The organism is Sphingomonas sp. Xoc002, from assembly GCF_050408055.1.
In the GTDB taxonomy this organism is placed as follows: Bacteria; Pseudomonadota; Alphaproteobacteria; order Sphingomonadales; family Sphingomonadaceae; genus Sphingomonas; species Sphingomonas yabuuchiae.
Map to the genome: position 1 here is coordinate 2569534 of NZ_CP191175.1, position 20910 is coordinate 2590443.

The 20910-nt window shown below is 65.8% G+C and carries 27 protein-coding genes and 1 pseudogene; 18 read left to right on the forward strand and 10 right to left on the reverse strand.

The genetic code is table 11. The annotated features are described in order from the left end of the window. Positions 1-80 precede the first annotated feature (80 nt). From rpoD to ACQR50_RS11565, 3 genes are all read left to right on the forward strand, one after another. Positions 81-2108, forward strand: coding sequence for an RNA polymerase sigma factor RpoD (gene rpoD / locus ACQR50_RS11555; RefSeq protein ID WP_428968433.1), 2028 nt, complete (start codon positions 81-83; stop codon positions 2106-2108). Between the two features lie 138 nt (positions 2109-2246). Beyond that, entirely contained in the window at positions 2247-3386 is a 1140-nt protein-coding gene (locus ACQR50_RS11560) for a hypothetical protein (RefSeq protein WP_428968434.1), read from the forward strand. Between the two features lie 53 nt (positions 3387-3439). Further along, positions 3440-4081 (forward strand): peptidylprolyl isomerase, encoded by a 642-nt coding sequence (locus tag ACQR50_RS11565; RefSeq protein WP_428968435.1) that lies wholly within the window; start codon positions 3440-3442, stop codon positions 4079-4081. Between the two features lie 124 nt (positions 4082-4205). Here ACQR50_RS11565 and rplS read toward each other — a convergent pair whose 3' ends face one another. The 4 genes and pseudogenes from rplS to ACQR50_RS11585 form a co-directional block, all read right to left on the reverse strand. Beyond that, positions 4206-4598 carry a 50S ribosomal protein L19 gene (rplS, locus tag ACQR50_RS11570; protein WP_042483560.1) on the reverse strand — a complete coding sequence of 131 codons (393 nt, stop codon included), beginning with the start codon at positions 4596-4598 and terminating at the stop codon, positions 4206-4208. Between the two features lie 15 nt (positions 4599-4613). Then, positions 4614-5329, reverse strand: a pseudogene (trmD, locus tag ACQR50_RS11575) (tRNA (guanosine(37)-N1)-methyltransferase TrmD); the annotation flags it as partial. Then, on the reverse strand, positions 5326-5700 hold the full coding sequence (locus ACQR50_RS11580; RefSeq protein ID WP_428968436.1) for a type II toxin-antitoxin system VapC family toxin: 375 nt from the start codon (positions 5698-5700) through the stop codon (positions 5326-5328). The gene ACQR50_RS11580 and the pseudogene trmD, both read right to left, overlap by 4 nt. A gap of 4 nt (positions 5701-5704) precedes the next feature. Next, positions 5705-5977 (reverse strand): AbrB/MazE/SpoVT family DNA-binding domain-containing protein, encoded by a 273-nt coding sequence (locus tag ACQR50_RS11585; RefSeq protein ID WP_428968437.1) that lies wholly within the window; start codon positions 5975-5977, stop codon positions 5705-5707. A gap of 86 nt (positions 5978-6063) precedes the next feature. Between ACQR50_RS11585 and ACQR50_RS11590 the strand changes: the two genes are divergently transcribed. Beyond that, positions 6064-6972 carry an NAD(P)/FAD-dependent oxidoreductase gene (locus tag ACQR50_RS11590; RefSeq protein WP_428968438.1) on the forward strand — a complete coding sequence of 303 codons (909 nt, stop codon included), beginning with the start codon at positions 6064-6066 and terminating at the stop codon, positions 6970-6972. Here the strand turns inward: ACQR50_RS11590 and rimM are convergent. The 3 genes from rimM to ffh form a co-directional block, all read right to left on the reverse strand. Continuing rightward, entirely contained in the window at positions 6962-7522 is a 561-nt protein-coding gene (gene rimM / locus ACQR50_RS11595; RefSeq protein WP_428968439.1) for a ribosome maturation factor RimM, read from the reverse strand. The genes ACQR50_RS11590 and rimM overlap by 11 nt on opposite strands. Before the next feature lie 154 nt (positions 7523-7676). After that, the gene (gene rpsP, locus ACQR50_RS11600; RefSeq protein ID WP_007404083.1) at positions 7677-8063 is read right to left on the reverse strand and encodes a 30S ribosomal protein S16; all 387 of its coding nucleotides are present in this window, start codon (positions 8061-8063) and stop codon (positions 7677-7679) included. A 58-nt stretch (positions 8064-8121) separates the two neighbouring features. Next, a complete protein-coding gene (gene ffh, locus ACQR50_RS11605) occupies positions 8122-9645 on the reverse strand; it encodes a signal recognition particle protein (RefSeq protein ID WP_322538833.1) in 1524 nt (507 codons plus the stop codon). Between the two features lie 253 nt (positions 9646-9898). Here ffh and ACQR50_RS11610 point away from each other — a divergent pair, with 253 nt between their 5' ends. Further along, complete coding sequence (locus tag ACQR50_RS11610) at positions 9899-11440, forward strand: putative bifunctional diguanylate cyclase/phosphodiesterase (RefSeq protein ID WP_428968440.1); 1542 nt, start codon at positions 9899-9901, stop codon at positions 11438-11440. Here ACQR50_RS11610 and ACQR50_RS11615 read toward each other — a convergent pair. Then, positions 11415-11990 (reverse strand): DUF924 family protein, encoded by a 576-nt coding sequence (locus ACQR50_RS11615; protein ID WP_428968441.1) that lies wholly within the window; start codon positions 11988-11990, stop codon positions 11415-11417. The two genes, ACQR50_RS11610 and ACQR50_RS11615, sit on opposite strands and share 26 nt — an antisense overlap. Between ACQR50_RS11615 and mtaB the strand changes: the two genes are divergently transcribed. Genes mtaB through ACQR50_RS11630 form a run of 3 tightly spaced genes read left to right on the forward strand, consistent with a single transcriptional unit; the run spans position 11989 to position 14776 of the window. Then, positions 11989-13233 carry a tRNA (N(6)-L-threonylcarbamoyladenosine(37)-C(2))-methylthiotransferase MtaB gene (gene mtaB / locus ACQR50_RS11620; protein ID WP_428968442.1) on the forward strand — a complete coding sequence of 415 codons (1245 nt, stop codon included), beginning with the start codon at positions 11989-11991 and terminating at the stop codon, positions 13231-13233. The genes ACQR50_RS11615 and mtaB overlap by 2 nt on opposite strands. Then, positions 13230-14165, forward strand: a complete 936-nt coding sequence (gene ftsY / locus ACQR50_RS11625) for a signal recognition particle-docking protein FtsY (protein WP_056433924.1) — start codon at positions 13230-13232, stop codon at positions 14163-14165. Before mtaB ends, ftsY begins: the two co-directional genes overlap by 4 nt. Next, positions 14162-14776, forward strand: a complete 615-nt coding sequence (locus ACQR50_RS11630) for a septation protein A (RefSeq protein ID WP_428968443.1) — start codon at positions 14162-14164, stop codon at positions 14774-14776. Before ftsY ends, ACQR50_RS11630 begins: the two co-directional genes overlap by 4 nt. A 189-nt stretch (positions 14777-14965) precedes the next feature. Here ACQR50_RS11630 and ACQR50_RS11635 read toward each other — a convergent pair whose 3' ends face one another. Next, entirely contained in the window at positions 14966-15577 is a 612-nt protein-coding gene (locus ACQR50_RS11635; RefSeq protein WP_428968444.1) for a superoxide dismutase, read from the reverse strand. 66 nt (positions 15578-15643) lie between these two features. Then, positions 15644-16690 (reverse strand): phage shock protein operon transcriptional activator, encoded by a 1047-nt coding sequence (gene pspF / locus ACQR50_RS11640; RefSeq protein ID WP_428968445.1) that lies wholly within the window; start codon positions 16688-16690, stop codon positions 15644-15646. A gap of 176 nt (positions 16691-16866) precedes the next feature. Between pspF and ACQR50_RS11645 the strand changes: the two genes are divergently transcribed. From ACQR50_RS11645 to ACQR50_RS11690, 10 genes are read left to right on the forward strand one after another with little or no spacing between them, the layout of a single operon-like run. Further along, a complete protein-coding gene (locus ACQR50_RS11645) occupies positions 16867-17013 on the forward strand; it encodes a hypothetical protein (protein ID WP_428968446.1) in 147 nt (48 codons plus the stop codon). A 31-nt stretch (positions 17014-17044) separates the two neighbouring features. Beyond that, positions 17045-17713 (forward strand): phage shock protein PspA, encoded by a 669-nt coding sequence (gene pspA / locus ACQR50_RS11650; protein ID WP_042483728.1) that lies wholly within the window; start codon positions 17045-17047, stop codon positions 17711-17713. Position 17714: 1 nt separating this feature from the next. After that, positions 17715-18005: an envelope stress response membrane protein PspB gene (gene pspB, locus ACQR50_RS11655; RefSeq protein ID WP_428968447.1), complete on the forward strand. Its 291-nt coding sequence runs from the start codon at positions 17715-17717 to the stop codon at positions 18003-18005. Position 18006: 1 nt separating this feature from the next. Next, complete coding sequence (gene pspC / locus ACQR50_RS11660; RefSeq protein WP_056433939.1) at positions 18007-18390, forward strand: envelope stress response membrane protein PspC; 384 nt, start codon at positions 18007-18009, stop codon at positions 18388-18390. A gap of 41 nt (positions 18391-18431) precedes the next feature. Then, positions 18432-18728: a hypothetical protein gene (locus ACQR50_RS11665; RefSeq protein WP_219020320.1), complete on the forward strand. Its 297-nt coding sequence runs from the start codon at positions 18432-18434 to the stop codon at positions 18726-18728. Between the two features lie 9 nt (positions 18729-18737). Further along, complete coding sequence (locus ACQR50_RS11670) at positions 18738-19028, forward strand: hypothetical protein (protein ID WP_428968448.1); 291 nt, start codon at positions 18738-18740, stop codon at positions 19026-19028. A gap of 46 nt (positions 19029-19074) precedes the next feature. Continuing rightward, positions 19075-19314, forward strand: coding sequence for a hypothetical protein (locus ACQR50_RS11675; RefSeq protein WP_428968449.1), 240 nt, complete (start codon positions 19075-19077; stop codon positions 19312-19314). Positions 19315-19346: 32 nt separating this feature from the next. Then, a complete protein-coding gene (locus ACQR50_RS11680) occupies positions 19347-19586 on the forward strand; it encodes a hypothetical protein (protein ID WP_219020322.1) in 240 nt (79 codons plus the stop codon). 2 nt (positions 19587-19588) lie between these two features. Further along, complete coding sequence (locus ACQR50_RS11685) at positions 19589-20257, forward strand: hypothetical protein (RefSeq protein ID WP_428968450.1); 669 nt, start codon at positions 19589-19591, stop codon at positions 20255-20257. Positions 20258-20312: 55 nt separating this feature from the next. Then, positions 20313-20714 (forward strand): SufE family protein, encoded by a 402-nt coding sequence (locus ACQR50_RS11690; protein WP_076716820.1) that lies wholly within the window; start codon positions 20313-20315, stop codon positions 20712-20714. Positions 20715-20910 lie beyond the last annotated feature (196 nt).

Sequence of the window (20910 nt, forward strand, 5' to 3'; positions counted from 1 at the left end):
TTACGCATGGCCCCCTCACCCGCTTGCATCACCTGCGAGCGGTGTGACAGAGGCCGGGCACGGAACCCTGAGGGCATTTGATGGCGAAGGCGAATATGGCGGCGGATACGACCGATACCACGGAAACGGGCGATGCGCCGCTGATCGACCTGAACGAGGCGTCGATCAAGAAGCTGATCGCGCGCGCCAAGAAGCGCGGCTACATCACGTACGACCAGCTGAACGAAGCGCTGCCGCAGGACCAGATGTCCTCCGACCAGCTCGAGGATATCATGGCCGCCCTCAACGAGATGGGCGTCAATATCGTCGAGAATGAGGAACAGGGCGAGGACGGCGAGTCCGAGGAAGAGGCCGACGACGCCGAGACCACGGACGGCGACGCCGATGGCGGCCCGCAGCCCGAGGCGAAGAAGAAGGAAACCGTCGATCGCACCGACGATCCGGTCCGCATGTACCTGCGCGAAATGGGCGCGGTCGAGCTGCTCAGCCGCGAGGGCGAGATCGCCATCGCCAAGCGGATCGAGGCGGGTCGCGATACGATGATCCTGGGGCTGTGCGAAAGCCCGATCACCTTCAACGCGATCATCGACTGGTCGACCGCTCTGAACGAAGGCACGATGCAGCTGCGCGAGATCCTCGATCTCGACGCCATGCTGTCCAAGGATGCCGGCCCGGAAAATCTGGGCGAGGAGGACGAGGACGACAATGGCGAGATCAGCGCCAAGAATGCCGGTCCCCAGTTCAAGGAAGAAGAAGAGCCCGAGGAACCCTCGGTCGATGACGAGGATGGCGAGGGCGGCGAACGCCGCGGGCCGCGCGCCGAGGACGAGGAAGAGGACAACACCCTGTCCCTCGCCCAGATGGAGGAGACGCTCAAGCCGCAGGCGCTGGAGAAATTCGCCAACATCACCGCGATCTACAAGAAATTCTCGAAGATCCAGCAGCAGCGCCTGGAGTCCATGGCGCTGGGCGGCGAGCTGTCGTCGGCGGAGGAGCGCAAATACCACAAGCTGCGCGAAGAGCTGACCGCCGAGGTCGAGAGCGTCCAGTTCCACAACGCCAAGATCGAATTCCTGGTCGATCAGCTTTACGCCTATAACCGCCGCCTGACCGCGCTGGGCGGCCAGATGCTGCGCCTGGCCGAGCGGCACAAGGTCAACCGCAAGGACTTCCTCGACCGCTATCTGGGTCACGAGCTGGACGAGAACTGGCTCGATACCGTGCGCGGCGTCGACAAGAAGTGGGGCAACTTCGCCACCAACGAAGCCGCCACCGTCGACCGCATCCGCAGCGAGATCGCCGACATCTCGCAGCAGACCGGCATGGCGCTGACCGAATTCCGCCGCATCGTGAACATGGTGCAGAAGGGCGAGCGCGAGGCGCGTATCGCCAAGAAGGAAATGGTCGAGGCCAATCTGCGTCTCGTCATCTCCATCGCCAAGAAATACACCAATCGCGGCCTGCAATTCCTGGACCTGATCCAGGAGGGCAATATTGGCCTGATGAAGGCCGTCGATAAGTTCGAATATCGCCGTGGTTACAAGTTCTCGACCTACGCCACCTGGTGGATCCGTCAGGCGATCACCCGCTCGATCGCCGATCAGGCGCGGACCATCCGCATCCCGGTCCATATGATCGAGACGATCAACAAGCTGGTCCGTACCAGCCGCCAGTTCCTGCACGAGCAGGGCCGCGAGCCGACCCCGGAAGAGATGGCCGAACGCCTCTCCATGCCGCTGGAGAAGGTCCGCAAGGTGATGAAGATCGCCAAGGAGCCGATCAGCCTCGAAACGCCGATCGGCGACGAAGAGGATTCGCACCTCGGCGACTTCATCGAGGACAAGAACGCGGTCATCCCGGTCGACGCGGCGATCCAGGCGAACCTCAAGGAAACGGTCACCCGCGTCCTCGCCTCGCTGACCCCGCGCGAAGAGCGCGTGCTGCGCATGCGCTTCGGCATCGGCATGAACACCGACCACACGCTGGAAGAGGTCGGCCAGCAATTCTCGGTCACCCGCGAACGCATCCGCCAGATCGAAGCCAAGGCGCTCCGCAAGCTGAAGCATCCCAGCCGCAGCCGCAAGATGCGCAGCTTCCTCGACCAGTAAGGTCGGGTCGCGAGGATCACCAAAGGGGTCGCCGGTCGCAGGATCGGCGGCCTTTTTGCTTTTCAGGGATCGCACGTCAGCCGGGGTTGCGCGGCCGACGGCGATCGGGCCATCCTGCGACCCAGGGGGATATGGGCCATGATGATCGCATTTTTTCTGTCGGCGGCCGCGGTCGTGCAGAGCCCTGCGCCGATAGCGCCAATCAGGCAGGCCTTTGTCGGCGAGGCGACATTCCGCCCGCTATCGCCGACCCATGCGACGGTGACGATCCGCGCGGCCGATGGCGAAAGCGTGGTCGATATCGATTCTATCGACCACGCCCTTGCCGTGCTGGCCGACCGTCGCCTCGCCGCCATCTGGCCACAGCTGCTGACATGGGCTGGCCCCTCGCTTACCGGCTTGCGCGAGGCCTTGGTCGCGGATGCGAGGGCCGTCTTCGCAAAGGGGCGTACCAAGCAGGCGGACAGCGCGATCGCCTCGGTCGTCCGCCCGCGTCTTCGCCCGACCTTCCAATTGGCCGATGCCCTGCTGGCGGCGGGACAGGTCGCGGAGGCGACCCGGTTGATGGAGGACGCCCGCATCGCCGAACCACAACAGGGCAACTCGTTCTGGTCGATCCATTGGGCGGCGATGTCGCAATGGCTGGCCAAGGCCCGGGACGTTCGCGGCGACAGCCAGGGCACGCTGGACGTTCTGGAAGCCGCTATCCCGCCACTGGGGAACGACCGTGCGAAGCTCAACCTTGAGGCCAGCCGGGCATCGGTACTGCTCGACCTGCACCGCCCCGCCGCGGCGCTGGCCGCGATCGATGCGGTCGAGGCGCGCTTCCAGGCCCCCGGCGGCATCTTCTCAGGCGACGTTCGGATCAGGGGCAGCGACCGCCAGTTCGCCTGGATACGCGCCTGTGCGCTTCAGCAACTCGGCCGGACGGCAGAGGCCAAGGCTGCCGCTGCCCCGCTATACCCGATCACCGAGCCGCAGGACCGGCGTGTCCGGATCGGCCCGACCGTTAAGTTGCGCAAGCAACTGGGGCTTTGCACGCGCGACGTCGCCCTCACCGCACAAAGCTATGCCGTGCTGCGCGACGATCCTTATGGCGGAGAGGCACTGGTGGAGCTGCAACCCGCATTCCGGCGCCGGGGGTATGATGCACGCTTCCTGGACGAGGTTCGCGGCCATCCGCTCCTTGCCCCGATCCTCGCCGCACGGCTGAGGGCCTTACCGGGCGACCTGGTGCCTGCGCTGAACGGCTGGGGTGCCATGTCGCCAGCGCCGTGATGCAGGGCTTCGGGCAAATGACATCGGCCGTGGCAGTCGCTAGGATGGGCGCCATGAAGTATGCGTTGCCGTTTCTCGCCCTGCTGATCGCAGCCGCCCCCGCCAACCAGAATGTCCCCCGCCCCGGCACCATCCGGGTGCAGCTCAACACGTCGGAGGGACCGATCGTCGTCGCGCTCGACACGCGCCATGCGCCTGCGACGTCGAAGAACTTCCTCGCCTATGTCGATGACGGCCGGTTCGACGGCACCAGCTTCTACCGCGCGGCACGGGACAAGCGCGACCCGAAAAAGGGCTTCGTACAGGGCGGCATCCGCACCGATGCGCGGCGCATCCTGCCCCCCTTCCCGCTGGAGAAGACGAGCCAGACCGGGATCAAGCATCTCGACGCCACGATCTCGATGGCGCGGGGGACGACGCCGTCCTCGGCGGGCGGCAATTTCTTCATCACCGTCGGGCCGACGCCCGGCATGGACGCGCGACCGGGCTATGACGGCTATGCCGCGTTCGGGCGCGTGGTCGCGGGGATGGACACGGTGAAGAAGATCCTCGCCAAGCCCTCGGGCGGTGGGCAGGACGCGATGAAGGGGCAGATGATCTTCAAACCCGTCACCCTGATCAACGCCAAGCGACTGGACGGTAAGCCGCAGCCGACCAAGGAGCCCAAGATGTGGCTGTACAATTTCGGGGGGTGAGCGCGTCCTCACGCACCCCGTTCCGCCTGAGCGGGGTTGGGCCCGCGCAAAGAAAAAGGGCGGCGGCACCGCGTGGTGCCACCGCCCCTTCCCTGTCGAACCGCTGGACGGTCCGCCGCGCCGATTACTCGGCGGCTGCGGTGCCCTTGGCCGGACGCGGATCGCGACGCTCGGCGATACGCGCCGACTTGCCGGTGCGACCACGCAGGTAATAGAGCTTCGCACGACGCACGGCGCCGCGACGAACCACTTCGATCGAGTCGACGTTCGGCGAGTAGAGCGGGAAGACGCGTTCCACGCCCTCACCGAAGGAGATCTTGCGGACGGTGAACGACGAGCCCATGCCCTTGTTCGAGCGGGCGATGCAGACGCCCTCATAGAACTGGACGCGGGTGCGCTCGCCTTCGACGACCTTCACACCGACCTTCAGCGTGTCGCCGGGGCGGAATTCCGGGATCTTCTTCGTCTCGTTGAACTTGGCGATCTGCTCAGCTTCGATCTGCTGGATCACGTTCATGACACTATTCCTCAATCGTCGCCGCGCGCCAGAGGGCGACCGACCCGAACGCCCTCATGACGTTCCCAAAGGTCCGGCCGCCTTGACCGTGTATCCTCGCAAGCCCTGGCATGACGCCATTTTGCGATTTTCGCATGATCCCCCGATCGCAGCACTTCAGGGATCGTGCGCCCTTCCCACTCAGCAGGTCGGGTATATTGCGGATATTCGAGAAGGCCGCTTTCGAAGCTTTCCTCGACTCCACTGGAAGCCGCGCCCATTACGCCGGGAAGCAGCCGAACGCAAGCGTCGAGCAGCACCAACGCGCCCATCTCGCCGCCCGACAGGATATAGTCGCCGATCGACACCTCTTCGATGCCCCGCGCCTCGAACAGACGTTCGTCGAATCCCTCGAACCGGCCGCACAGCACGGTGACGCCCGGCCCCGCCGCGATTTCGCGGACACGCGGCTGGGTGAGCGGACGCCCGCGCGGCGTCATCGCCAGCACGGGCCGGTCGTCCGCCACCGAATCCACCGCCGCCGCCAGCACATCGGCGCGCAACACCATACCGGCGCCGCCCCCCGCCGGGGTATCGTCGACCGAACGATGCTTGTCGGTCGCGAAGTCGCGGATCTGGACCGTCTCCAGCGCCCAGCGATCCTCGCGCAGCGCCCGCCCCGCCAGCGAATGGCCCAGCGGACCGGGAAACATCTCGGGATAGAGCGTCAATATCGTCGCGCGAAAGGTCACAGCGTCCAGTTCTCGATAGTCAGGCCGGGGATGTCGGCGAAGTCGGCTTCGTTGTCGGTGATGACGGTACTGCCCAGGCTGAGGGCATGGGCACCGAGCAGCCGGTCGAACCGTCCCCGTCGAAACGGAAGGGTCGCATAGCAGCGCGCCGCCGCTTCGTCGAACGGCAGGATCGGCATCTGCGTCGTCAATTGCTCCAGTTGCCGTTCCCTCGGCGGCTTGCCGTGACGAACACCCAGCGCCAATTCGGCGAAAACGATGCTGGACAATCCGATCTCTCCCACGGGTGTCGCCGCAACACGTTCCAGCAGTGCCGGATATTCCCCGGCAAACAGGAAAATGCAGCAATTGGTGTCGATCAGGTAGCGCACTGTTTTAGGCGTCCTTATCGTTCAGCAGGTGCCAGGGCCGCTCGGGATCGTCGAACTCGCGTTCTTCCCGTTCGATCGGCTTCAGCCACGGCATAGAGCCTGCGATGCCGGTCAGATCGATCGTCTTCGGCGGCGTCTGAACCGGCTCGAACACATAACGCCCCTGCTCTTCGCGCAGCGCCATCTCCGTCCCCTCCGTCAACCCCAGCGCGGCGGGCAGGCGTAGCGCCAACGAATTGCCCGAGCGGAAGACCTTCGCCTGATAATCCTTGCCCATAAAGCCTCCGTATATACATCGCGTATATACACCATGCGATACGCGACGCCAAGGAACGTTGCGCCGATTGAGGCTTTGCCCCCGCCATGGACGATTGCATCATCATCGGGGCGGGCCCCGCCGGGCTGACGGCCGCGATCTATCTGGCGCGCTATCACCTGCGCATCCATATGTTCGACAGCGGATCGAGCCGGGCCGCGATGATTCCCTGCACGCACAATCATGCCGGTTTCCCGGACGGGATCAGCGGCAAGGCCCTGTTGTCACGTATGCACGATCAGGCGCGTCGTTACGGCACGCATTGCACGCCGCACCGCGTCTCGGCGATCCACCCCGAAAATGATCACTTCCGCGTCGTTACCGATGAGGCCGAGTATCGCACCCGAACCGTCCTGCTCGCCACGGGCGTGGTCAATCACCGCCCCCGCAAGCTCCTGCCCGAGGTGCACGACCCGGCGCTGGAGCGTGGGCTGATCCGCTATTGCCCGGTCTGTGACGGCTATGAGGTCACCGACAAGCGTGTCGGCGTCATCGGCACCAGCGACCATGGCATGCGCGAGGCACTGTTCCTGCGCGGCTTTACCCGCGACGTGACGCTGATCGCGCCCGATGCCGCGCATGACCTCGACCCGGCATGTGCCAAAGCGCTGGACGAAGCTGGCGTGGCACGCGTGGACGGCCCCTGCGGCGGCTGGGCGATCGAAAGCGAGCAAATCGCGCTCGACACGGCGAACGGGCGGATGCGCTTCGACAGCGTCTATCCGGCGATGGGCTCGCGTATCCGGTCGGAACTGGCGGTATCGGCGGGTGCGAAGGCGGACCCGAGCGGCTGCCTGGAGGTCGACGACCATCAACGGACGTCGGTGCCCGGCCTGTTCGCGGCAGGGGATGTGGTGAAGGGGCTGGATCAGATCAGCCACGCCATGGGCGAGGCCGGGGTTGCGGCCACGACGATCCGTAACCTGCTGAACGAGCAATCGCCGATCAGGCGATAAAGGCGCGTTCCACGATCAGGCGGTCCCGATCCCATTCGGGCACGGCCTGCGCGTTCATCGGCACCATGAAGCGGCGGCCATCGGGACGTTCGATCTCGAGCACGTCGCCCGCGCCGAAATTCTCGATCAGCGCGACTTGGCCCAGTTCCTCGCCATCGCTGGCGATCGCAGACAGGCCGATAATGTCGGCATGATAATATTCGCCCTCCTCCAGCGGAGGCAGGGCGGAGCGCGGCACCGTCAGTTCCGTGCCGCGAAGCGCCTCGGCGGCGTTGCGGTCGGTGACCTCGGCGAAGCGTGCAATGACGCCGTTCGAACCGTCACGCGCCGACTTGAGCGTCAGCGCGCCGTCATTGAACGAGCGATAGTCCGACAGGTCGTCGGCAAAGACCTTGAGCCGAACCTCGCCCGTAATGCCATGCGCGCCGATGATGACGGCCAGCGTGACGCGCGGCTCACCCGTTGGGCGAGTTGCCGTCCCCGTTGGGGGCGTCGTCTCCGCCTTCGGCGGGGTCTGGCGCGGAGACGCCTTGGTTGGTCGCGTCGTCATGATCGTCGGGTGCGGTCCGGGGATCGGGTTCGGTCGGCGGGGTCATGCGCATATCTCCTGAAGCCATGAGGCCTCAAGAAACGCATGACCCCGTATCCGGTGCCTTGCCCTGCCCCGATCGCGATCGACCGAGGCAGTGCAAAGCCCAAAGCCATTAGGCCTCGGCGGTCTCTTCGGCCGGAGCGTTGGCGGCTTCCTGAGCGGCCTTCAGCTTCTCGGCACGCTCTTCGGCGCGCTCGGTGGCCTTTTCGCCCGGCTTCGCCTTGTTCGGGTTGTTGCGAGCGGCGCGCTCACGAACGCCGGCGGCGTCGAGGAAGCGGGCGACGCGATCGGTCGGCTGCGCGCCATTGGCGAGCCAGTGCTTCGCGCGCTCGGCGTCGAGCTGCACGCGCTGGTCATTGTCCTTGGCGAGGAGCGGGTTGTAGTTGCCGATCTTCTCGATGAACTTGCCGTCGCGCGGCGCACGGGCGTCGGCCACCACGATGCGGTAGTAAGGGCGCTTCTTGGAGCCACCACGCGACAGACGAATGCTGAGAGCCATTGTATAGTCCTTGGAGTTAAACGTTCAAAATTACCGGCCATTCCGTCCGGCGCGGGGGTTATTTCTTCTTCAGAAGATTTTCGAAGCCGGGGGGCAGTTTCGGCATGCCCTCGGGCAGCTTGCCGCCGCCCGCACCCATGCCGCCGATGCCCGGCAGGCCGCCACCGCCGCCCGCCTTGTTGAGCATCTCGCCCATCTGCGGACCGCCCAGCGCATTGCCCAGGCCGCCGAGGCCGCCCTTGCCGAGCATCGACATCATGCCCTTGATGCCGCCCATCTTCTTGATCTTCTTCATCGCCGTGGCCATTTCCTGATGCATCTTCAGGAGCTTGTTCACGTCCTGCACCGTGGTGCCGGAACCCTTGGCGATGCGGATCTTGCGCTTGGCGTTGACCAGCTCGGGCTTGGCCCGCTCCTTGACCGTCATCGAGGTGATGATTGCGTCCATGCGGAGCAGGATCTTGTCGCCACCGGCATCGTTCAGCGCGTTCTGCGCCTTCTTCATGCCCGGCATCATGCCCGCCAGCGCACCCAGCCCGCCCATGCGGCGCATCTGGGCCAGCTGGCCGCGCAGGTCGTTCAGATCGAACTGACCCTTGGCCATCTTCATGGCCATGCGCTCGGCATCTTCCTGCTGGATCGTCTCGGCGGCACGCTCGACCAGCGACACGACGTCGCCCATGCCGAGGATGCGGCCCGCGACACGCTCCGGATGGAAGGCCTCCAGCGCGTCCATCTTTTCGCCGACACCGGCGAACTTGATGGGCTTGCCGGTGACGGCGCGCATCGACAGCGCCGCACCACCGCGTGCATCGCCGTCCATACGGGTCAGCACCACGCCGGTCAGCGGCACCTGCTCCGAGAAGCTGGTCGCGACGTTCACCGCGTCCTGGCCGGTCAGCGAGTCGACGACGAGCAGGATTTCCTGCGGCTGGGCGATTTCCGCCACCGCCTTCATCTCGTCCATCAGCGCCTGGTCGACGTGCAGACGACCGGCGGTGTCGAGCATCAGCACGTCATAGCCCTGCAGCTTGGCGGCCTGGAGCGCGCGGCGCGCGATCTCGACCGGCTGCTGACCGGCGATGATCGGCAGGGTCGACACCTCGACCTGCGTGCCGAGCGTCGCCAGCTGCTCCTGCGCGGCGGGGCGATTGACGTCGAGCGACGCCATCAGCACCTTCTTGCGATCACGGCCCATCGCCCCGCTCGACAGGCGGCGGGCGATCTTGGCGGTGGTCGTGGTCTTGCCCGAGCCCTGGAGGCCGACCATCATCACGACGGCGGGTGGCGTGACGTCGAGCAGCAGCTCGCTGGCATCGGCACCCAGCATCGCGACCAGCGCGTCATGGACGATCTTGACCACCTGCTGACCCGGCGTGATCGAACGCAGGACGTTCTGGCCGATCGCCTGTTCGGTCACCTTGTCGACGAAGTCGCGCGCGACGGGCAGCGCGACGTCGGCTTCCAGCAGGGCCACTCGCACTTCGCGCATCGCGGTGCGGACATCCGCCTCGGTCAGCGCGCCACGGCCGCGAAGGCGGTCGAATACGCCGCCAAGCCGATCGCTCAAGCTGTCGAACATCGCCTCACCTCGTCAAACCCGAGCCGGAGAGTCCGGCCCAAAAACCTGTGTCGCACCGCCAAACGCAAAAGCGCCGGCGGGCGAAACCTCGCCGGCCAGCGTGCACCCTTGGGCGCTTCACTTTCACATTCCGAAACGGAACTTGGGTGCGCTCTTATGAGAAAACGACGACGGGTGCAAGTCGCACGCAACCAGCCCCGATCCGGCGCACGCGTTAACCTATTGTACACTCCTGACATGCGACCGCTATGCCATGTCCGGGTCGCGCCAGCCTGTTGCCAATATCCCTGCTTCTGCGGGCCTTACCGGCGCGGCGGTGGCGATGGGCATCATGTTGATCGCCGTGGCGATTATCCTGATCCAGCTGGGCCTGACCCTTCCCGCGAAACTTTTGCTGTCTGCGACGGCCGTCGCCGCCGTTCTGGTCCATTGGTGTCTTCCGGCGTCTTCGGCCCGCTCGCCCGATGTCGAGCAGATCGATCCGCTGACCGGGCTGACCAATCGCCGCTATTTCCACGATGTCGGGCAGGCGATGATCGAGAATGTGCAGCGCCGCCAGCGCGGCGTTGCGCTGATGCTCGTCGATATCGATCGGTTCCGCGCCATTGCCGGATCGCTGGGCCATGAAGCGGGGGACCTGCTGCTCCGCCATGTCGCCAAGACGATCCGCGACGAAGCGCCGTCCGAGGCGATCGTCGCGCGGTTTGAGAGCGATTGCTTCGGCTGCCTCATCCCCTTCGACCCGCGCGGCCGTGACCGGATCGAGCGGCTCGCCGAACGGCTGGCGGTGCGACTCGGCCAGCCCGTGAAGCTGGTCGACCAGGAACTGACGCCGCGCGCCGCCATCGCGCTGACCCGGATCGACGACGGCGCCGCGACGGTCGACCGGCTGGTCCGCCAGGCCGATCTGGCGCTGATCGCCGCCAAGGCGCGCAGCGACGGCAAGCCGCTCTGGTTCGCCCCCGCGATGGAAGAGGCGATGGCCGAGCGTAACGCCATCATCACCGACCTGCGCGCCGCCCTGGCGAATGGCGATATCCAGCCCCGGTTCGAGGCGCAGGTCGATCTGGGCACCGCGCGCCTGACCGGGTTCGAGGTGTCGGGCTATTGGGATCACCCCAGCCTGGGCCCGATGACCGCCGAACGCTTCATGCCCGTCGCCGAAGCCTGCGGCCTGTCGGGCGAGGTCTCCTTGTCGCTGATGCGGCAGGCGATGGCCGCCGCGCGCGACTGGGACCCGTCGATCACCCTGTCGATCCCGCTTGCCGCTTCGCAGTTCCAGGATGCCTGGCTGGCGCAGAAGGTCATCAAGACGCTGACCGAGTGTGGTTTTCCCGCGCACCGGCTGGAGATCGAGATTACCGAGAATGCGTTGTTCGCCAATCTGGCGCTGGCGCAGTCGATCGTCATCAGCCTGAAGAACCAGGGCATCGCCCTGGCGCTCGATGCGTTCGGGCGCGGTTATTCCAGCCTGGCGCATTTGCGCGCCCTGCCCTTCGACCGGGTTCGGATCGATCCGAACTTCATCCGCAACATGGCGGCCGACCCGGATTGCTGCGCCATCGTCACCGCGATCGTCCATCTGGGCGACAGCCTGCACCTGCCGATCGCCGCCAAGGGCGTACGCGACCTGGATATCGAGATGCGGCTGCGCGACATCGGCTGCTCGCATGGACAGGGCTCGCTCTATGGTCCGCCGCTCGATCTGGCGCAGGTGCGTCAGATGCTGGCGGAAAAGCGGCTGCTCGCGGGCATTTCGCCCTCCTCATTCACCATCCCGCGTCTGGCTGGCTGAGATAGTCGCGTTCCGCCTCGGTCGAGGCCCGGCCCAGCGCCGCATTGCGGCTGGGATAATGCCCGTAAAGCCGGATGACGTCGCGATGGTCGCGGGCGAAGGAGAGGTTATCCGCACGTCCCAGTTCGGTGAATTTCGCAACGCTCAAATCCTGCATCGCGCGCGACTCGGCATGCATCAGCGGCATATAGACAAAGGCCAGCCGTTCGGGCGGATAGCGATCCTCCCATCCCGCATCGATCGCGCCCAGGCATAATTCCAGCGCCAGCGGATCGGCGGCATAGGCCTGCGCCGATCCCCGATGCAGGTTGCGCGAAAACTGGTCGAGCAGCAGGATCGCCGCCAGCAGCGTGTCGGGATCGTCCCGCCAGCCGATCGCCTCGGTCGCCAGCACCTGATCGCGCAGCACACCGAACCGCTCGGCGATCTCGCGGTCGAGCGCCTCGTCCCTGGCAAAATGCTTTTCGGGTGGCAGGGCGAACCAGAAGTCGATTATGTCCCGCGCCTCCGCGTGGACACGTCGTTCATCCATCCCTAGATCAGCAGCCATGTCGTCCCCATCCGGGCCCGAGATCATCAGTCTGGGCTGCCGCCTCAACATCGCCGAGAGCGAAACGATCCGCGCGCTGGCCGCCGGGCGGGAGGACTTGGTCGTCGTCAACAGCTGTGCCGTGACCAACGAGGCAGTCAAGCAGACCCGCGTCGCCATCCGCCGCGCGGCCAAGGCGCGGCCCGATGCGCAGATCGTCGTGACGGGATGCGCCGCGCAGATCGATCCGGCCAGCTTCGCCGCCATGCCCGAGGTCGCGCGCGTGCTGGGCAATGTCGACAAGCTGCGTCCCGAAAGCTGGGCCTCGGCCGAGCCGATGCTGGTCACCGATATGTCGCGCGTGGTCGAGACCGCGCCGCATCTGATGTCGGCCTTTGCGGGCCATGCACGAGCGTTCGTCGAGGTCCAGAATGGCTGCGACCACGCTTGCACCTTCTGCATCATCCCGACCGGGCGCGGCCCCAGCCGTTCGGTGCCCGCCGGGCTGGTGATCGATCGCATCGCGCGCGCGGTCGAACTGGGGCATCGGGAGGTCGTACTCACCGGCGTCGACCTGACCAGCTACGGGCATGACCTGCCGGGCCAGCCGAGTTTGGGCCTGCTGGTCGAGCGGATCCTGACCCATGTCCCCACCCTCCCCCGGCTGCGGCTGTCGTCGCTCGACTCGATCGAGATCGACGATCGTTTGTTCGAACTGGTGACGGGCGAGGCGCGGGTGATGCCGCATCTGCATCTGTCGCTCCAGGCGGGCAACGATCTGATCCTCAAGCGGATGAAGCGCCGCCACAGCCGCGCCCAGTCGGTCGCCATCGTCGAGCGGCTGCTGACCGCGCGGCCCGAGATCGCGATCGGTGCGGATCTGATCGCGGGCTTCCCGACCGAGGACGAGGCAATGGCGGCGGACACGCTGGCGCTGATCGACGACGCCCATATCGTCCACGCGCATATCTTTCCCTATTCGGCGCGCGACGGCACGCCGGCCGCCCGCATGCCGCAGGTGCCGCACCCCCTCCGTCGCGAACGCGCCGCCCGCCTGCGCGAGGCTGCCGCGCGTCGCCGCCGCGGCTGGCTGGCCACGCAGATCGGTGCGACCCGCGACGTGCTGGTCGAGCGCCCCGGCACGCGCGGCCACGCGCCGGACTTCGCCGACATTCATTTTTCCCCCGCCGCCGAACCGGGCAGCATCGCCCGCGTTCGGGTCACGGCGGCGACCGAAACCCATCTGATCGGACAATTGGCATGAGTTCTTCCTCCTCCTGGCACGACAAGCTGCTCGGCGGTTTCCGTCGCACCTCGGACCGGCTGGTCGGCAATCTGGCGGGCCTGGGCACCGCGCGGCTCGACGAGGGCACGCTGGACGAGATCGAGGAAGCGCTGATCGCCTCCGACCTCGGCCCCGAGACGGCAGGCCATATCCGCACCCGACTGGCCGAGGGCAGCTTCGAGCGGAACATGGAGGATCTGGGCATCCGCCTGGTCGTCGCCGAGGAAGTCGAGAAGGCGTTGGCCAAGGTCGCCACTCCACTGGAGATCGACGCTTTTCCCCGGCCGCAGGTGATCCTGGTCATCGGCGTCAACGGGTCGGGCAAGACGACGACCATCGCCAAGCTGGCGCATCTGTTCATGGAGCAGGATTACGGCGTGATGCTGGCGGCGGGCGACACCTTCCGCGCCGCCGCCATCGGCCAGCTCGCCACCTGGGCCGAGCGGGTCGGCGTGCCGATCGTCTCGGGCAAGGAAGGCGGCGACGCCGCGGGCATCGTCTATGAGGCGGTGAAGCAGGCGACCGCGACCGGCATCGACGTGCTGATCGTCGACACCGCCGGGCGCCTCCAGAACAAGCGCGAGCTGATGGACGAACTGTCCAAAATCCGCCGCGTGCTCGGCCGTCTGAATCCCGAGGCGCCGCATGACATATTGCTGGTGCTGGATGCCACCACCGGCCAGAACGCGCTCAACCAGATCGAGGTGTTCAAGGACGTGGCGGGTGTCACCGGCCTCGTCATGACCAAGCTGGACGGCACCGCGCGCGGCGGCGTGCTGGTCGCGGCGGCGGAGAAATACGGCCTGCCCATCCACGCCATCGGCGTCGGCGAGGGCATGACCGACCTGCGCCCCTTCGACGCCAACGAAGTCAGCCGGATCATCGCGGGCATCGAAGGCGGCCGCAAGTGAGCGCGCCTCAGAAGGAGGCCAGCGCAGGGTTGAAGGCGGGCATCGAGTACGGCCCGCTGATCTTGTTCTTCGCGGTCAATTTCCTGGCGCCGATCGGCCCGCTGACCCGCGTGCTGGTCGCGACCGGTGTTTTCATGGCGGCGACCGTCGTGGCGATGATCGTCAGCAAGATGAAGCTCGGCCGCATCTCGCCGATGCTGTGGCTGTCGGGCGTGCTGGTCGTCGTGTTCGGTGGCCTGACCCTGTATTTCCACGACGAGCGCTTCATCAAGATGAAGCCGACCATCGTCTATGCGATGTTCTCCGCGCTGCTGTTCTTCGGGCTGGCGACCGGGCGACCACTGATCCAGATGGTGCTGGGCAATGTCTATCCGGGACTGACCGAGCTGGGCTGGCGCAAGCTGACCCGCAACTGGGCCTGTTTCTTCGCCTTCATGGCGGTGCTGAACGAAGCGGTATGGCGCAATTCGACCTGGGATTTCTGGGTCGGCTTCAAGCTGTGGGGCGCGATGCCGCTGACCATCGCCTTTGCGATCGCGAATATTCCGATGCTGTTGCGGCATGGGTTGAATGCCGAAGGCGCGAAGGTCGACGAACCACCGGTGGAGTGACGATCCTCCCCGGCACGGGGAGGGGGACCATGCGAAGCATGGTGGAGGGGGCGTGCGTCGAAGGACGACCTATGGGGAAGCCCCCCTCCGTCAGCGCTTCGCGCTGCCACCTCCCCGTGCCGGGGAGGATCATGAAAAAGGGCGGCCCCAGCGGAGCCGCCCTTCCCTCATCCGAAACGGATCGCCAATTTACGCGACCGCCGCCTCGTACCGGCGACCGGCCTCGTCCCAGTTCACGACGTCCCACCAGGCTTTCAGATAGCCCGGACGGTCGTTCATGTAGGTCAGGTAATAGGCGTGCTCCCACACGTCGTTACCCAGGATCGGCGTGCCCTTGTCGGCGACGACGTCCATCAGGGGGTTGTCCTGGTTCGGGGTCGAGGTGACCTTCAGCTTGCCCTCGGCATCCGCGATCACCCAGGCCCAGCCCGAACCGAACTGGCCCGCGCCCTTGGTGTTGAACTCGTCCTTCAGCTTGTCGAGACCGCCGAACGCCTCGATCGCCTCGGCCAGCTTGCCCGAGGGCTGGGTCGTGCCGGGCTTGGTCATGATCTTCCAGAAGAAATCATGGTTCCAGAAACCTCCGCCATTGTTGCGGACGGCGGCAGGGGCCGACGAGATGTTCGCCAGGATGTCCTCGATCGACTTGCCCTGAAGCGACGTGTCGGCCTCGACCGCCTCGTTCAGCTTGTTGGTGTAGGCGGCATGATGCTTGTCATGGTGGAAGGTCATCGTCTCCTTGGAGATGACCGGCTCCAGCGTGTCATAGTCGTACGGAAGGGGCGGCAGTTCGAAAGCCATCGTGATTGCTCCTTTGGGGTTTGCCTGTGGCAACGCCGGGCGCCTCAAATGGCTCCCCGAACGCGGTTACGCAACCGTTCCGATCAGATCGTGACGACGAAGCGCATGGCGAAGCTGGTCATAGGACAGGCCCAGCGCCTCGGCCGTGGTCCGCTGGTTAAAGCGATTGTCCGCCAGCGCCTTGGTCAGCAATTCCCGCTCGAACCGGGCGACGCGCGACTTGAAGTCGGATGGGCCGACGTCGCAGGCCGCCACCTCGTCGCCGTCGCTCACCGGCTCGGCGGAGGCGTGCGCACTCCCCTGCTCGCTCCGCGCGGCGGCGGGCGACTGACCCTGCGGGCGATAGGGCGACCGAAACGGATCGATCTCGATCGCATCGACCGGCCCCTCGCGGTCCCAGCGATAGACGGCACGCTCCACCACGTTGCGCAGTTCGCGGACATTACCGGGCCAGCGATGCTCCATCAGCGCATCCGTCGCCGCCGCCCCGAAACCGGGCCACTCGTTCCAGCCGATCTCGGCCGCCATGCGCCGCCCGAAATGATTGGCCAGCACCATGATATCGCTCTTGCGCGCGCGAAGCGGCGGCAGCGTGACCACCTCGAAGCACAGCCGGTCGAGCAGATCGGCGCGAAACTGATGCGCGGCGACCTTGTCGGGCAAATGCTCGTTGGTCGCCGCCACGATACGCACATCGACCCGCAGCGGCCGTGACGATCCGATCCGCGTGACCTCGCCATATTCCACCGCGCGCAGCAGCCGGTCCTGCGCCGCCATCGACAACGTGCCCAGTTCGTCGAGGAACAGGGTGCCCCCGCTCGCCTCCTCGAACCGGCCCGCCCGCGCCTTGGTCGCGCCGGTGAAGGCGCCCGCCTCATGGCCGAACAGCTCGGCCTCGATTAGCGTCTCCGGCAACGCGGCGCAGTTCATGATGACCAAAGGCTGGTCCCAGCGTCCGCTCAGGCGATGGAGGCGCTCGGCGACCAGTTCCTTGCCGGTCCCGCGCTCACCGATGACCAGCACGGGACGATCGAGCGCGGCGGCGCGGCTGGCCCGTTCCAGCGCGTCCAGAAAGGCCCCCGATTGGCCGATGACCTGACTCGTTCGCTCCATTCCCAACAGGTGGCGGATTTTCCCAACGCTTGGCAAGAGTGCAATCGTTGTTTCTCCGCAACTATTACAAAAACCCTTGGATTTCCGCCATTTTTGAAACTGGCACGCCTCCTGCAATGCAACTGGCATCCCGCCGACGAGCGGACCGAAACAAAAGAATTCAGGGAGTTTCCACCATGTTCGCCACCACCTTCAGCCGCCAGATCGCCGCCATCGCCTGCACCGTCGTGATGAGCGCCACCTGCCTGATGGGCGCCCTCGCCCCCGCGCATGTCGCCACCGGCACGACCCCGGTTGCGGCGATCGAGGCACCGACCGCATAATCCCCGAATAGCCGCCATCAAGGAGTATCCGATGGGCATTTTCTCCCGCACCCGCGACATCGTCGCCGCCAATTTCGCCGACCTGCTGGACAAGGCGGAAGACCCCGCGAAGATGATCCGCATGATCATCCTCGAAATGGAGGAGACGCTTGTCGAGGTGCGCGCCTCGGCCGCCCGCACGATCGCCGACCAGAAGGAAATCCGCCGCCACATCATGAAGCTGGACCAGCTTCAGGACAGCTGGACCGAAAAGGCCGAGCTGGCGCTGTCGAAGGATCGCGAGGACCTGGCCAAGGCCGCGCTGATCGAGCGTCAGAAGGCGGCCGACATGGCCGACCAGCTGAAGGCCGAAGTCCAGGTGCTCGACGATGCGCTGCGCGCGTCGGAAGAGGACATCGCCAAGCTGCAGAACAAGCTGCGCGAGGCGCGGACCAAGCAGAATGCGGTCCAGACCCGTCTGGAAAGCGCCAACAACCGCTATCGCCTGCGCGAGATGTGGAACGGCCCGAAGACGCACGACGCGTTCAGCCGCTTCGACATTCTGGAGCGCAAGGTGGACGAGGCCGAGGGCCGCGCGGAAGCGCTGGGCCTGGGGGCGAACCCGAAGACGCTCGAGGACGAGATCGCCGAATTGCGCGCCTCGGACCGGGTCGACGCCGAACTCGCCGCGCTCAAGGCGCGCCTGAACAAGGGGGAGTGAGATGGAGGATATCGTCACCCCCGGCATCGCGATCACCACGATCTTTATCGCGCTGCCCTGGCTGATCCTGCACTATATGACGAAGTGGAAGCAGGCGCCCAAGATCACCCATGAGGACGAGCAGCTGCTCGACGAGCTTCACCTGCTCGCGCGGCGCCTGGAGGACCGGGTGAACACCGTCGAACGGATCGTCGCCGCCGACAATCCCAACTTCAAACCCGGTCTTCAGTCCGAATGGCGCCCCGAACCGCGCCTGGGCCAGACCGAATACAACCTCGATCGAAGGAATTGAGATGACCGCCAGCCGCACCAATTTCTACCTCGACAAGCAGAATGCCAAGTTCAAGGGCGTCTGCTCCGGGATCGCCGACTATACCGGCGTCGATGTGATGTGGGTCCGCGTCGCCGCGGTCCTGCTCACCCTGACCGGGGTCGGCATGCCCTGGGTCCCGCTCGCCTATATGCTGATCGCCTGGATGGCGACGGCCAAGCCGATCGGCCTCTACCAGTCGGACGAGGATGCCAAGTTCTGGCAGGGCGTGCGCAGCAATCCGCGCCGCTCGACCGCCGAGGTCCGCTCGAAGTTCCGCGATCTCGACCGGCGCCTGGCCGATATCGAACTGCACTACACCAGCCGCAATCGCCAGCTCGCCGACGAGATCGACAGCCTGCGCTGAGACCGCGCTGACACATCAACTATCCTATGGGAGTATGGATTATGGCTTGGGGAGGACCGGGTTTCGTCCTAGCGATCATCGCAATGTCGACGATCGGTTGGGTCGTCACCACCTGGATCCGTGCGAAGCACGGCTACAGCCTGGAAAATGACTGGGGCGGGATGACGCACAAGAGCGACATCGCCGATGGCCGCAAGGTCGAACTGCTGACCGCCGAGAACCACAAGCTGGTCGGCCAGGTCTCTCGACTGGAAGAGCGGATCGCGGTGCTGGAGCGCATCGCCACCGACCCCGCCGAGCGGACCGCGCGCGAAATCGACGCGCTGCGCGATCGCTGAGGGAGGGGAATGATGAACAACATCGCTCTTCTGATCCCCGTCATGGGCATCAGCTGCGGCCTGGTCGCCATCATCGGCGGCGTCTTTGTCCGGCCCTGGTTCAAGTATCGCGAAAAGCAGCTGGCCACCGAAGCCTCGATGGTCGCGGAAAAGGCGGCGCAATATGCCGCCCAGACCGAACGGCTCGAGCAGCGGGTCCGGGTGCTGGAGCGGATCATCACCGATCGCGGCCTGGCCCTGAGCGACGAGATCGACGGCCTGCGCGTACCCGGCGAAACGCCCGTCCGCATCGAACACTGACATAAGTATCCAGAGGGGAGTTACCGCTATGTCCGGCGGACAGTTCATGACCGTTTTGATCGTCGCGATCGTCATGGTCGCCAGCATCTTCAAGGCCAAGCATCGCCGTTCGCCCGGCCTCGATATGGTCGAGCATCTGCGCGGCGAAGGGAACCGCGACACCCAGGCGCTGCGTGCCGAGGTGCAGCAGCTCAAGGAGCGTATCCAGGTCCTGGAGCGCGTCATCACCGACGAACGCAAGAGCATCGATCTCGACCGCGAGATCGAGCGGCTGCGCGACCGTTAAGCCACCATTGATACGGACAGGGAGCCCGGATCATGACCGACACCAATCTCTACATCGTGATCGCGACCGCCGGCCTGGCCGGCCTGGCGATGATCGTCACCGCAGGCCTTGCGGGCTGGCGCGGCTGGTTGCAGCTCAAGAACCGCGAATTCGAGCGTAGCCACGACAATCCCTACCCGCCCGCCGCTTCGGCCGCGTCGCGGATCGAGATGGCGGACCTGAAGGAGCGTATCCGCAAGCTCGAAGCCATTGCCGCCGGGGTCGATCTCTGACCATGGCGCGGTTCGCGGCCCTCGGTCGATGGACGACCCGGATCGCCTGTGGCGGCGCGGTCGTCGTCGCCGGGGTGCTCCATGTCCCCGCCGCGCTCGCCTTTCCCTATCGCGCCGATTTCGGGCGGACGACGGTCCTGTCCGAACAGCCGATCGACACGGCCGCGATGGGACAGGTCCTCGCCCGTGCCGACGGATTGCTGGCGGCAAGCCCGCTCTATCGACCGGGGCTGTCGCGGCAGGTGGTGCTGACCGATGGGGGCTGGCGCTGGGACATTTTGTCGATCGGAGCACGGGGATCGATCGCGTTCCGGCGGCCCTTCGCCCAGGCGCTGATCTTCAACCGCCATTCGGTGGCGGCGGACCGGGTGACGAACGGCGCGCCGCTGGGCGGCGTGCGCACCCTGTCGGGCACCATCGCGCACGAAATGACCCACCGGCTGGTCGCCGACCATATCGGCGAATGGGCAGCCCTTCGCCTTCCCGCCTGGAAGCGCGAGGGCTATCCGGATTATGTCGCGCGGGAAACCAGCATCCGGCCGCAGGACGAGGCGCTGATCCGAGCGCGCGATCCGCATGCGCGGGTGCTGACCTATTATGAGGGGCGTCGCCGCGTGACGGCCGAACTGGCGCGCAACGGCGGATCGGTGGACGCCCTGCTCCGGGACTGAGTACTCGGGGACTGAACAGTTGTCGCGAAGCGCCGTTCGCGGTAGCGCGAGCGCCATGTCCGATCTTGCCGAAATCCGTGACGAATATGAGTTTCTCGACGCCGACGATCGCTATCGCCTGCTGATCGATCTCGGCCGCGCGCTGGAGCCGATGCCCGAGGCGCTGAAGACCGATGCGACGCTGGTGCGGGGATGTTCGGCTTCGGTCTGGGTCTATCCGACCAAGGGTGATGCGGAAGGGCTGCACTTTCTCGCGGACTCGAACGCGGCGATCACCAAGGGGATCATCGCACTGGTGCTGAAGACGGTGCAGGACAAGACCCCTGCGGAAATCCTGGCGACCGATATCGAGGGCGAGTTGGCGCCATTCGATTTGCGGAACCAGTTGAGCTCGAACCGGACGCAGGGGATCCCGAACATGATCGCGCTGATCCGGGAGACGGCGGGGCGGTATTGAGGTTCTGGGTGCAGGCTCGGTGAGACCCCGTTGCCCTCCCCCATCCCCTCCCGCTTGCGGGAGGGGCGTGCTTCTTGGCTGGCCCGAACCTACTTCAAAAACGTCTGCCCCATCCCTGACGGTCAACAAAGAGAATTGCCCGCGCCTCTAGCCGCTCCCCTCCCGCAGGCGAGTTTCAGGTAAACGATGCGGGGCA